This is a genomic window from Paraburkholderia sp. TE9906 (assembly GCF_056279605.1).
Genome location: NZ_JBWCCT010000015.1, coordinates 97,028 through 109,511, shown reverse-complemented (window position 1 = coordinate 109,511; position 12,484 = coordinate 97,028). Strand labels below are relative to the sequence as shown.

Here is a 12,484-nt window from a genome sequence, read left to right as displayed (position 1 = left end):
GGACAGTTGCGGCGATTAACTGATAGATCGTCGCTGACCGGCAAACGGTTACAGCAGGCGCGGATTTTTATCGTGCCCGTGGACTTCGCTGCTGTTCGCGCACCTCATTCACATGAGGCTTCGCCGCGCAGCTCTTGCCTCACTCGGCATGAACGTGACGTGCCCCGGGGCGGCTGCGCCCCCTCTGGTCGCGCCCATTACCCACGCAATCGCACCTTCAATCGCGCTGACTCCCCGGCAACACCACACCCAGCACCTGCTTTGCCGTCTCGACAAGGACGCTCCCCTCATCGGGATCGCCCTCGAAAAGCGTCGACGCAAACGCCTTCGCTTGCGCGAGCGTCACATGAGGCGGCAATGGCGGTACGTTGGGATCGCTCTTCACTTCCAGCACAACGGGCCGGTCCGAGGCCAGCGCTTCGTCCCACAGGCCGCCGAGCTTTTCATCGTCGTCAGCGTAAAGCCCACGCAAGCCGATCAGTTCAGCAAAACGGTGATACGGCACGTTCGGTATCTGCTGCGATGCCTCGTACTTCGGGTCGCCCTCCATCGCGCGCTGCTCCCATGTCACCTGATTCAGATCCTCGTTGTTCAGCACCATGCAGATCCAGCGCGGGTTCTTCCATTGCTTCCAGTACTTCGCGACGGTGATCAACTCCGCCATGTTGTTCATCTGCATCGCGCCATCGCCGACGATTGCAATCACCGGCCGCTGCGGATGCGCAAACTTCGCGGCAATCGCATACGGAACGGCCGCGCCCATCGACGCCAATCCACCCGATAACGAACACATCATGCCGCGCCGTATTTTCAGGTCGCGCGCATACCAGTTCGCGCATGAACCGGAGTCGCTCGTGATGATCGCGTTTTCCGGCAAGCGCGGTGACAGTTCGGTAAAGGCCCGCTGTGGGTTCACGCCGTGCTCCGCCTTCTGCGCGGCACGCTTGTCGAGCGTGGTCCACCAATCCCCGGTCCAGCGCTCGAGCTTCATTCGCCAGGACTTCGCCGACTGTTCTTTTAGCAAAGGCAATAAAGCGCGCAATGTTTCCGCGCTGTCGCCGACGAGATTGACCTCCATCGGATAGCGCAAGCTGAGCATGTCCGCCTTGATGTCGATCTGCACGCCGCGTGCTTGTCCGTCCTTCGGCAGGAACTCCGCATACGGGAAGCCGGAGCCGATCATCAACAACGTGTCGCACTCGGCCATCATGTCGTAGCTCGGCTTCGTGCCGAGCAGCCCGATCGATCCCGTGACGAACGGCAGATCATCGGGCAGCACCGCCTTGCCGAGCAACGCCTTGGCGACGCCTGCTCCCAACCGGTCGGCGACGGCGATGACTTCATCGGTGGCGCCGAGCGCACCCGCGCCCACGAGAATCGCGACCTTTCTGCCCGCATTCAGGACATCCGCCGCACGCTGCAGATCTTCGCCGTAGGGCACGACTTTAGGCCTCGTATAGCCGACACCGGAATGCAGCGTGCCGTGCTTGCGAGCCGGCGGCTCGTATTCGAGTTCCTGCAGATCGTTCGGCAAAATGAGCGCGGTCACGTCGCGCCCGGCAATGGCGATCCGTACCGCGCGATCGACGAGATGGCGAACCTGGGCGGGCACACTCGCCTGCTGCACAAACGACCCGGCGACGTCCTTGAACATGGCGGCAAGATCCAGTTCCTGCTGATAGTGGCCACCGAGCGCGGCGCGCGCCTGTTGCCCGACGATCGCGAGCACCGGCATATGGTCCATGCGCGCGTCGTAGAGGCCGGTGATCAGGTGCGAGGCTCCCGGCCCCGACGTCGCGATGCACACGCCGAGTTCGCCCGTAAATTTCGCGTGCGCGCATGCCATGAAGGCAGCCATTTCTTCATGACGCGCCTGAATGAATTCGATCCCGCCTTCCTTCGACTTCGAAGCCCGGTTGAGCGCGCCGAACACGCCGTTGATGCCGTCGCCCGGATAGCCGAAGATGCGCCGCACACCCCAGTTGCGCAGCCGTTCGACGACGAAATCCCCTACCGTTGCAGTCATGAGCGTTCTCCAATGTCTGAGCCGTATACGCTCCGTTGCAAAAAACAATCCTGATGGAGCCACGCGAAACACGACGGCAGGTGGCTAATGCCAGCCGGGTAAGCCAAATGCAAGGCACGCTCGTTGCGGGCAGTCGTACAGGTCGTTCATCTCGGGGAGGCAGCCATGAGCACCGCACACAAGGACACGGACCCCTATCAGCACGCCAGCGGCGGGTGGGGATCGGTCAAGGCGGTCGCGGGCGCACTGGTTCAGGAAGGCGCGCCGGTTGGCACGAGCCGTGTGCTCGTGCATCAGAACAAACCGGACGGCTTCATGTGTGTGAGCTGTTCGTGGGCCAAACCCGCGCATCCGCATCCGCTCGAATTCTGCGAGAGCGGCGCGAAAGCGACCGCATGGGACACCACCTCGCGCCGCGTCGACCCTGAATTCTTCAAAGCCCACACACTGGCGGAACTGGAGCAATGGCACGATCACGCGCTGGAAGATGCCGGCCGCCTCTGCGCGCCGATGCGATGGGATGCGACACTTGATCAATACGTCGAAGTGACATGGGAGCATGCGTTCGGAGAAATCGGCCGCGAACTGCGCGCGCTTCAGCCCGATGAAGCCGTGTTCTACACGTCCGGCCGCGCGTCGCTCGAAACCGCCTACATGTACCAGCTTTTCGCACGCATGTACGGCACCAACAACCTGCCGGACAGTTCGAACATGTGCCATGAAAGCACGAGCGTCGGGCTGAAGGAAGCGATCGGCGTGGGCGTCGGCACGATCACACTGGACGACTTCAAGCATACCGATCTGATGTTCTTCTTCGGCCAGAACGTGGGCACGAACAGTCCGCGCATGCTGCATGACCTGCAGGAAGCGAGGGAGCGCGGCGTGCCGATCATCACGTTCAATCCGATTCGCGAGCCGGGCCTGGTGAGCTTCGTGAATCCGCAGTCGCCCGCGCAAATGCTCAAGCCGGGCGCGACGCAAATCAGTACGCAATATCATCAGTTGAAAGCGGGTGGCGATTCGGCGGCGATCGTCGGCATCTGCAAGGCCGTGATCGAAGCGGACGACCACGCGCGAGCGACCGGTGCAGCGCGTATCGTCGACGCTGCGTTCATCGCGCAACATACGACCGGCTTCGACGAATTCGCGGACTATGTGCGCCGCGCCAGCTGGGACGAACTCGAGCGTCTATGCGGCCTCACGCGCGCCGCGCTCACAGCCGCGGCCGACGAATATATCCGCGCGAAGGCGGTCATCATCCACTACGGCATGGGCCTCACGCAGCATCGGATGGGCGTGCAGAACGTGCGGATGGTCGTGAATCTGCTGCTGTTACGCGGCAATATCGGCAAACCCGGCGCGGGGCCGTCGCCGATTCGCGGACATTCGAACGTCCAGGGACAGCGTACGGTGGGCGTCACGGAGAAGCCGGAACTCGCGCCGCTCGACAAGCTCGCCGAGCAGTACCACTTCGATCCGCCTCGCACGCAAGGCATGGCGACGGTCGATGCATGCAAGGGCGTGATAAACGGCAAGGTGCGCGCCGTGTTCCAGCTAGGCGGCAACCTCGTACGCTCGGTGCCCGACCGCTACGCAATCGAGCCGGCGTGGCGCAAGCTGCGGCTGACCGTCAACATCGCGACCAAACTCAATCGCAGCCATCTCGTGCATGGCGAAGTGTCTTATCTGCTGCCTTGCTTGAGCCGCATCGAAATCGACGAGCGCATGGGCAAGCCGCAGGCGGTCTCGATGGAAGACAGCACCGGCTGCATGCACGGCTCGCACGGCGTCGCGCAGCCGGCAAGCGACCGGCTGTTGTCCGAGCAGGCGATCGTCGCGGGCATCGCGAAAGCGACGCTCGATTCGCAGTTGGTCAACTGGGACGCGTGGGGCAACGACTATGCGCTGGTGCGCGACGCCATCGCCGAAACGTATCCGGACATTTTCCACGACTTCAACGCGCGGATGTGGACGCCGGGCGGCTTTCATCGCCCACTGCCCGCACGTGAGCGTCAATGGAAAACGAAGAGCGGCAAGGCCGAATTCATGGTGCCGACCACGCTCGACGAAGACCCCGACATGCCCGCTCGCCAGCCCGACGACCTGCGCCTCTTCACGCTGCGCAGCGACAGTCAGTTCAACACGACGATCTACACGCTCGACGACCGCTTTCGCGGCGTACGGGGCTCGCGCATGGTGCTGTTGATGAACGCGCGCGATATCGAGCGGCATGGGCTCGAAGCGGATGCCGAGGTATCGCTTGAGGCGGTGTCTCCGGATGGAATGGAGCGCCGCATCGATGGATTGCGCATCATTCCGTTCGACTTGCCCGAGGGTTGCATCGCGGGTTACTACCCGGAATGCAATCCGCTGATTCCGCTGTCGCATCATGCGAAAGAGAGTAAGGTGCCCGCGGCCAAGGCGATTCCGGTGAAGGTGGTTGCCGCTCGTCGGCCCGCCTGATTGCGCACATGCCCGGTCCATGCCGGGAGAGAGGGGCGACAGCGCGCCGAAATGAATGCTGTCGCCGTTTTATTTATGCAAGGCCGCGCGCACGCTCGACACATCCCTCGCGGTCACCGGCGCCGCCGCATTGCCCCACGTGTTGCGGATGAACGTCAGCACGTGCGCGATTTCGCGGTCATTCAACTTCCCGGCGAAAGACGGCATCTCGCGAGGCTCCGGGCCGCCGTCAGTATGCGGGCTCGCGCCCCCTTCCACCAGCAAGCGCACCAGCGATGTCGTCGAAGGTGACAACACCGCTGGATTGCCCGCCAGACGCGGATACTTTTGCGGCACGCCCGCGCCATCCATCTGATGGCAACGCGCGCAATAACTCGCGTAAACACCCGCGCCGGGCCGTTCGACGTTGCCCGTTTTGAACGCCTGCGCAGTCTGCTGCGCGGCGCGTGACTGGCCGTTGAAATGGCCGCTTGGCGCGCGCGCCGGCAGGCTCTTCAGATAGACGGCAATCGCATCGAGGTCGGTATCGTTCAGATATTGCGTGCTGTCTTCGACGACTTGCACCATCGAGCCGAACGTAACCAGTCCGCCGCCGTGGCCATGCTTGAGGAAAGCGGCGATATCGGCCGCGGAGCTTCGGCCGAGCCCTGAGCCGGGATCGCCGGTCAGGTTCGGCGCGAACCAGTGGTCGTTCGTGCCGCCGGTCAGATAGGCCGCGCTCGACTCGCTGTAGCCGCGCTCCTCGTAAGCGGGGCCGCGCGGCGTGTGGCACGCGCCGCAATGTCCGAGCGATTGCACGAAGTAAGCACCGCGATTCCATTGCGCATCGCGCCCGGCTTCCGGTTTGAACACGCCGCGCGGCGCAAAGACCCAGTCCCAGAACATGAGCGCCCAGCGCTGGTTGAACGGGAACGGCAGTTGGGTTTCGGGCGCGGGCGTGGCTACCGGCGGCACCCCGTGCATGAAGTACGCGTACAGCGCGTGCATGTCGTCGTCGGTGATTCGGGCGAAAGAGGGGTAAGGCATCGCCGGATACAAGCGCTTGCCGCCGGGCGCGACGCCGTCACGCAACGCGCGTGCGAAATCGTCGTAGCTATAGCGGCCGATACCGGCATGGAGGTCGGGCGTGATATTCGACGAATAGATCGTGCCGAACGGCGAACCCATTCCGAGCCCTCCGGCAAAGGACGGCGACAAGGTCGGCGGGGCGCCCCGTCGGGTCACGTGCGGGGCGGCCGTGTGGCAACCGGCGCAATCGGCCGCCTTGGCAAGATACGCGCCGCGGGCGATTTCGGCGGCGTCAGCCGCACCGGCTGCCCCACCGGCCTGGTCCGCCGCGTCGACCCGCTCGACGCTCAACGCAAGCGCCAAAGCCGTCAACGGGCCGAGCCAGGAACGGCGCGTCATTCGCCGATGAATCGTCCAATATCGCCGTACGGCGCAATGAATGAATGGATACATCGCCATCACCACCACCTGCACGGTGACACGATTGCCAAAGCGACATCGGTCGCGATCAGCGCGAACAGGAACAGTGCGCTGCACATGGCCGCTACGCGACTCACGAACCATACGAGTTCAGTCCGCTTACGGCTCGCGCCTCTCATCTCCCGCGCGAGCCGCCGCAGATTGCGCCACGCGATAACGCCGCCGAATCCGCCCGCCGCGAGACACACCGCGCTGATCACGACGAGCGCAGGACGCATCCACGGCACGAGCGGCGCGGACAGCGGCGTGTCGAACGGATAGCAGCTTTGCGCAGCCACTGTCTCGGCGATCACCACTTGCAGAAGCCATGCGAGCGGCGCGATCAGGAGGCCGGCCAGGGCGTATCGCATCGGTGAATATGACGCTTCTGATGGCTTCATCTGCTCTGCCATGACCACCCCTGAAACAGGTAAGGCGTCAGATACAGCGTGCTGAAAATAAAGAGCCACACGACATCGACGAAATGCCAGTACAGACCGCCGATCGTCAAGGCGGCGCAGCGCTTGTCGTCGAAATAACCGAGCGCGGTCCACAGCAGCAGAAACAGCAGCACGACGATGCCCACGGCAACGTGCGCCATATGAAAGCCCGTGATGGTGAAGTACAGCGAGCCGTAAAGATGCGTGGTCACACCATACGGATGATCGCGCCATTCGAGCAATTGAACCCCCATGAACACGCCGCCGAGCGCGACACCCGCCGCCATCGACGCCACGGCCCAGCGCAGGCGCCTGCGCCGCACGCAGCGCTCGCACCACCATACGAACACGCTGCTCGATAAAAGAATCAAGGTGTTCGCGATGCCCAGGCCGAGCTTCGGCAGTCCTTCGGGTGGCCAATGCTGCGGGCTTTGTGAGGCGAGATACAGATACGAAAAGATCAGATAGCCGAATAGCGACCCTTCGGTGACGATCAGCATGAGACAGCCCCACCAGCCGCCCGAGCGCTCGCCAGCGCTGCCCACCGGCAAGCACAGCAGCGGTTCAACGGGCTCGCCCGACGGCTGATTCAGATCGATGGCGTCGCTCATCTCAGACTCCTGCGTCTTGCACGGCAACCGGCTCGCGCTGGACTAATGCACGTTCCGGCCACAACCAGACGACGATCGACACCGCGCAGCCCGCCAGCATCGCGCCTGCAAAGGTCCATGCACCCAGTGCGAGTCCCGTGAACACGAGTGCCGCGAATACCGCCAGCCAGAACGGCGCGTACGAATCGCCGGGCATCTTGAGAATCACGTCCGGGCGCGCTTCGAGCGCGGTGGTGCCGAGCGCTTCGCGGCCTTCGGCGAGCAGATAGCCTTCGTCGAGTTGCGAGTGCGCGTGCGACGCCATGCCCGGCTCGTCGATGCGGCCTTCCCATAACGGATGCCGGCTCGCCAGCGACGGCACGACCGCGAAGTTATACGGTGGCGGCGGAGAACTGATCGACCATTCGAGCGTGGGCGCATCCCACGGATTGTCGCCGGCGGGTATGCCGCGTTTCAGGCTTACCACGAGATCGACCAGAAAGATCAGCACGCCCGCCGCGAACAGGAACGACCCCACCGACGTGACGAGATTCACCGCATTCCATCCCATGTCGCCGGAATACGTGTAGATGCGGCGCGGCATGCCGAGCAGTCCCGCGATGTGCATCGGAAAGAAAGCGACGTTAAAGCCGATGAACAACACCCAGAAGCCGAGCTTGCCCAGGCGTTCGCTCATCATCCGGCCGGTGAATTTCGGAAACCAGAAATAGATGCCGCCGATCACGGGGAATACGTTGATGCCGAGCAGCACGTAATGCAGATGCGCGACCACGAAGTACGTATCGGTGAGTTGCCAGTCGAACGGAACAGCCGCCGTCATCACACCGGAGACGCCGCCGATAACGAACAGCAGCACGAAGCCCGCGAAAAACAGGAATGGCACGCGCAACACCGGCCTGCCCGTCCAGATGGTCGCGATCCACGCGAAGGTGGCGACTGCGCTCGGGACCGCGATCACCATGCTCGCCGCGCCGAAGAACGATAGCGCGAGCGCCGGGATGCCGGTCGCGAACATGTGATGAATCCACACGACGAAGCCGATCACCATCGTCGCGACGGTGGACAGCGCGACCGGCCCGTAACCGACCAGCGGACGCCGGCAAAATACTGGCAATGCGTCGGATACGATACCCATGGCCGGCAGCACGACCGCATAGACCCACGGATGCGCGAAGATCCAGAACAGGTGTTGCCAGAGAAGCGGACGGCCGCCGTTCAATACGTCGAAGAAATGCGTACCGATGCGCCGGTCCATCCACAGCAGAAAAAATGCGAGGCTCACTGAAGGCACCGCCAGCAGATTTCCACCCGACGCGGTCAGCGTGCCCCACACCAGAACCGGCATCCGATCGAGCGACATGCCCGGCGCGCGCATGCGCAACAGCGTGACGATGAAGTTCATCGAGCCGACCGTCGTCGAAATGCCGAGCAGCACCATGCCGAGCGCATACACGTCGATGTTCGGGCCGGTGCTGTATTCGAGGCCCGACAGCGGCGCGTAGTTGAACCAGCCTGCGTCGGGCGCCTGCCCCGCCGGAAAACTCGCGTACAGGAAGATGCCCGCGAACAAAAATATCCAATACGAGAGGGCGTTCAAACGCGGGAACGCCATATCGCGCGAGCCGAGTACGAGCGGCCACAAATAGTTCGAGAAGCCCGACAGCACCGGCAGCGCGTAGAGAAAGATCATCGTCACGCCGTGCATCGTGAAAAGCTGGTTGTATTGCTCGGGCGTCAGCACTGTTGCATCGGGACGCGCGAGTTGAATGCGCATGACCAGCGCTTCGATGCCGCCCATCAGCAGGAAGATGAAAGCCGTGACCAGATAGCGCAAGCCGATGGTCTTGTGGTCGACCGTCGAGAGCCATCCACGCCACCCGGGGGCCGCTTCCCAGATTTCACGCAGATGCCTTTCCTCGGGGCTCCCCGTGGCGAGGCGGCCACGCTGCGGCATGCGCGCAAGCGGCGGCGCAGCGCGCTCTGCGTTTTGCGTCACGGCGGTCACAGCAGGTTCGGACATCGAACACACTCCGTGCTTCAACAGGGTTTCAATGCAGCGTCGCCAGATAGGCCGACAGCGCGGCGGCCTCGCCCGCGCTCAGCGCGATATCCGGCATCAACGCATCCGGTTTGATTCGTTGCGCGTGCTCGATCCAGTCGAGCAGGTGATCGGGCGTATTGCTCAGCGCACCCGCCGCGATTTCGCGGCGCGAGATCAGATGGGTGAGGTCCGGTGCTTGCAGACCGTCGGCGTCGGTACCGCGAACTGTGTGGCACCCCGCGCAGCGCTCGGCGAACAGACGCCGGCCGGCTGCGACCGTGGCATCGCGCGCGGCTTCGCCCGCGGCGCGTCCCTGTGCATCGCGCCATGCGCTGAATTCCGCGGCGCTCTGCGCGATCACTTCGAAGGCCATATGGGCATGTTGCGCGCCGCAAAACTGCGAGCATTGCCCGCGATAGATGCCGGGCCGATCCGCCTGAAGCCACTGCTCGTTGGTTTGTCCGGGAATCGTCTGGGTCTTTCCCGCCAATTGCGGCACCCAGAACGCGTGGATCACGTCCGCGCTTTTGAGCTCGATCTTGACCGGTTCGCCGACAGGGATATGAATTTCATTGGCGGTGCTGAAGTTGCGGGCCGGGTCGGGGTCGTCGGCATAGTCGATCTTCCACCACCAGTCGTAAGCCGTCACGGTGATCGTCAACCGCGGATGCGTGGCGGGCGAAGCGACCGACTCGAGCGTGACAAGCACGTAGACCAGCATGGCGAGCAATGCGACCGAAGACACGCCCGTGCCAATGTAGATCCAGCGCATGCCGCCAGACTCAGCACTGAGCGACTGCATCGGTGCCGATGGGCGTCGACGGGTAATCGCGCCGAATAGCAGCGCGGCAATCATGAGCGTCACCCCTATCGCGATAGCGGCCAGCACCCAGCCCAATTGCCGGGTCGGCGTAGCTGCCGGGCCGGCCGCGTGGAGAAAATAGTTCAGCGGGGCTGAGGGTGCTGCGTCAGGTCCGGCGGAGGTCGATGCAAGGGCGGGGATCAGGTTGGAGGCGAGGATGGCTGCGAGTGTGAATTTGCCGAAGCCGGTGCGTAGATCTCGCCTGGCGGTCGATATCCCTGCGAACACTTTCCTCTCTCCTCGCATGCGCTGCTCTGAGTAGCGTGCGGCCGTTTGCAAGCGAGCCGACGCGATAACGCCGCAGCAAAAACCGGACCTCGCCCGCAAGGACGTCACCAGGATCATGACCGGCGGTCAGTTTTATTGCCTTTAGATTCGTGGTCCGAATTCAGACGGGAAAGATCGAGCAGATCGACCTCGCAGACTTTACGCTCCAAAATCTGCCGCTGAATTTGTAGGGACGGGCGAGTGAAGCGTCTTCGGCCCTGAACGCCGGGTCGCATAAGCGGGCCGTGAAACGGTCGCGCAACGCCTCACGCGACATCTTTTCCGTCACCTGCCCTTGCGGACTTCGATCGCCTCGTAGCCGGGGGATTGCCGAATTTGAACTCATGACGCGTCACCCGGCGCACGGATTGGTTCGAAATTAGCAACCCTCGTACCTGTGGTTTTGCGGCGGCGCGTCAATAGCGGTGTCGGCTGGCGGGCGTCGGCCCGATTCGGCTCAATTCCGTTCGGTGGGTCGCCATGGCATGAGCGCATTCCAGCGCAGTTTGACGGCGCTCCGTCGACGTCGGCGGCAGTTCACCGGTTCCGGGGAGACACGCCGGCACCATAAAAAAAGCCGCAGACAGCGCTGCGGCGAGAACACACACGCCGCGCGATGAGGCGCTGACGTTCCGTCAATGTCTCACGCTCGAACGCGTGAAACAATCCGGTTTTTCGTCTGACGTTATGGCGCTGCCCCGCGGGCCGCGTCCACGCTTGCATTGCAGATCAGAGGAAAATTGATGTGTTGCAAAAACCCCAAAAGATATTGATTGGCGGAATTTTGGCGGTTATATGTCCGAGGTCGCATGACGATATGTGCATACAAATAATTTGCTCACACCGTGACATATCGTGGGCAGGCGCGTGAAGACGTAAAAACCATGACCTGGCCAGCCGTTGAGTCCCCCTCATGACGCGCTACGAGGAGTGCTACGATGAGGTCCGCCGATCCCGACAGGTGGCGGGAAAGCGTCGCGACATTGACCAGCATTCTTTGGAGACTTCATCCCGAAGTAGCCAGCCTTCTTGAAGCAAGCTGAACCCGTTCTTTCGTAGTGAAGTAGTCAGGCAGTTCAATACTCGAATAACAAGGAGATGTTCAATGAAATTGTCGAAGCGCGTGCTCATCAGCCTGTTGGCTCTATCGGCCGCCGGTTTGGCCTCCGTTGCCGCCCATGCTGAAGATCTGCTGGACACCGTCAAGCAGGCCGGGGTACTCAAGGTGGGTCTGGAAGGCACCTATCCTCCGTTCGACTATCGGAGCAGCGACGGCCAACTCGAAGGCTTCGATGTCGATGTCGCGAAAGCGGTTGCCGCCAAGCTCGGCGTCAAGCCGCAGTTCATTCCCACAGAGTGGAGCGGTATCATCGCGGCGCTCCAGACCGGGAAGTTCGACGTCATCGTGAACCAGGTGACGATCACCCCGCAACGCAAGCAGGCCCTGGACTTCAGTCAGCCCTACACCTACTCGGCCGCGCAATTGATTCAGCGCGCGGACGACAAGCGCGAATTCAAGTCCCTGGACGAGTTCAAGGGGGACAAGAAGCTGGGGGTGACACTCGGGACCAACTACGATCAGATGGCGCGAGCCGTCCAGGGCATTAACGTGCAAACCTACCCCGGCGCGCCCGAAAAGCTGCGTGACCTCGCTAGCAAGCGTATCGATGCGACGATCGACGACCGGCTGATGCTGCCGTACATCATCAAGACCTCACAGCTGCCGCTTCGCCCCGGTGCGGTACTCAAGGGAGCCGATCAGGAGATGGGCATCCCGTTCCGCCAGAACAATCCCAAGTTTGCGAAAGCCATCAACGACGCACTCACTGAATTGAAGCAGGACGGCACGCTGAAAAAGATATCCGTTCATTGGTTCGGCACCGACGTGACCCAACCCGTTGCGCAGTAATTCCGCGGCTTTTCTGCATAGCCACGCCGATCCGCTGGTTTGATTGGCGTGGCGGATTGCACACTGATCGCGCGGCGACATCCCTCGATGTCGTGACTCATCACGCGGTCATATTAGCCAGCCCGCCGCGCAATCGGACCCGCCGTCCACCCATCACCGGCCGCACCTGGTAAGCACTGCGCGAAAGCCGGAAGTACCAGCGCAGCGCGCCTGACTCGCCTCCTCTCCGCCATTTGAAACCGATCGCTCGCTCGCACAAAGGCGACTGCCCCACGCCCGCCACTCAGCGCCCGTTCTCTTCGCGCACTCACGTGCGCCCCGCCGCCAATTCCCGCGCACTTTACCTGGGGCAGAACTCGGGCGCACAATCTGTCCGAATATCGCGGCCCGCGTGACTC

General features: G+C 62.7%; 8 protein-coding genes. 2 read left to right on the top strand and 6 right to left on the bottom strand.

The features are described 5' to 3' along the window. Positions 1 to 217: 217 nt before the first annotated feature. The gene (locus ACZ9H4_RS30280; protein ID WP_476122375.1) at positions 218 to 2,026 is read right to left on the bottom strand and encodes a thiamine pyrophosphate-requiring protein; all 1,809 of its coding nucleotides are present in this window, start codon (positions 2,024 to 2,026) and stop codon (positions 218 to 220) included. Positions 2,027 to 2,191: 165 nt separating this feature from the next. Here ACZ9H4_RS30280 and ACZ9H4_RS30275 point away from each other — a divergent pair, with 165 nt between their 5' ends. Next, on the top strand, positions 2,192 to 4,489 hold the full coding sequence (locus ACZ9H4_RS30275) for an FdhF/YdeP family oxidoreductase (protein WP_476122374.1): 2,298 nt from the start codon (positions 2,192 to 2,194) through the stop codon (positions 4,487 to 4,489). A gap of 69 nt (positions 4,490 to 4,558) precedes the next feature. Here the strand turns inward: ACZ9H4_RS30275 and ACZ9H4_RS30270 are convergent, their stop codons facing one another. From ACZ9H4_RS30270 to coxB, 5 genes are read right to left on the bottom strand one after another with little or no spacing between them, the layout of a single operon-like run. Continuing rightward, positions 4,559 to 5,896, bottom strand: coding sequence for a c-type cytochrome (locus ACZ9H4_RS30270; RefSeq protein ID WP_476122373.1), 1,338 nt, complete (start codon positions 5,894 to 5,896; stop codon positions 4,559 to 4,561). Positions 5,897 to 5,955: 59 nt separating this feature from the next. Beyond that, entirely contained in the window at positions 5,956 to 6,327 is a 372-nt protein-coding gene (locus ACZ9H4_RS30265) for a hypothetical protein (RefSeq protein ID WP_476122372.1), read from the bottom strand. Between the two features lie 26 nt (positions 6,328 to 6,353). Further along, positions 6,354 to 7,007, bottom strand: a complete 654-nt coding sequence (locus tag ACZ9H4_RS30260) for a cytochrome c oxidase subunit 3 (protein WP_408141101.1) — start codon at positions 7,005 to 7,007, stop codon at positions 6,354 to 6,356. A gap of 1 nt (position 7,008) precedes the next feature. Continuing rightward, on the bottom strand, positions 7,009 to 9,027 hold the full coding sequence (gene ctaD / locus ACZ9H4_RS30255) for a cytochrome c oxidase subunit I (protein WP_408323328.1): 2,019 nt from the start codon (positions 9,025 to 9,027) through the stop codon (positions 7,009 to 7,011). Between the two features lie 28 nt (positions 9,028 to 9,055). Next, positions 9,056 to 10,054: a cytochrome c oxidase subunit II gene (gene coxB, locus ACZ9H4_RS30250; protein ID WP_476122381.1), complete on the bottom strand. Its 999-nt coding sequence runs from the start codon at positions 10,052 to 10,054 to the stop codon at positions 9,056 to 9,058. A gap of 1,228 nt (positions 10,055 to 11,282) precedes the next feature. On the opposite strand from coxB, the gene ACZ9H4_RS30245 reads away from it, so the two are divergent. Then, a complete protein-coding gene (locus ACZ9H4_RS30245) occupies positions 11,283 to 12,086 on the top strand; it encodes a transporter substrate-binding domain-containing protein (RefSeq protein WP_476122371.1) in 804 nt (267 codons plus the stop codon). The last annotated feature ends 398 nt before the right edge of the window (positions 12,087 to 12,484 follow it).

Excerpts from the sequence above, each read along its gene's own strand:
- ACZ9H4_RS30280 (WP_476122375.1), bottom strand. The coding sequence starts at position 2,026 with ATGACTGCAACGGTAGGGGATTTCGTCGTCGAACGGCTGCGCAACTGG.
- ACZ9H4_RS30275 (WP_476122374.1), top strand. The coding sequence starts at position 2,192 with ATGAGCACCGCACACAAGGACACGGACCCCTATCAGCACGCCAGCGGC.
- ACZ9H4_RS30270 (WP_476122373.1), bottom strand. The coding sequence starts at position 5,896 with ATGACGCGCCGTTCCTGGCTCGGCCCGTTGACGGCTTTGGCGCTTGCG.
- ACZ9H4_RS30265 (WP_476122372.1), bottom strand. The coding sequence starts at position 6,327 with ATGCGATACGCCCTGGCCGGCCTCCTGATCGCGCCGCTCGCATGGCTT.
- ACZ9H4_RS30260 (WP_408141101.1), bottom strand. The coding sequence starts at position 7,007 with ATGAGCGACGCCATCGATCTGAATCAGCCGTCGGGCGAGCCCGTTGAA.
- ctaD (WP_408323328.1), bottom strand. The coding sequence starts at position 9,027 with ATGTCCGAACCTGCTGTGACCGCCGTGACGCAAAACGCAGAGCGCGCT.
- ACZ9H4_RS30245 (WP_476122371.1), top strand. The coding sequence starts at position 11,283 with ATGAAATTGTCGAAGCGCGTGCTCATCAGCCTGTTGGCTCTATCGGCC.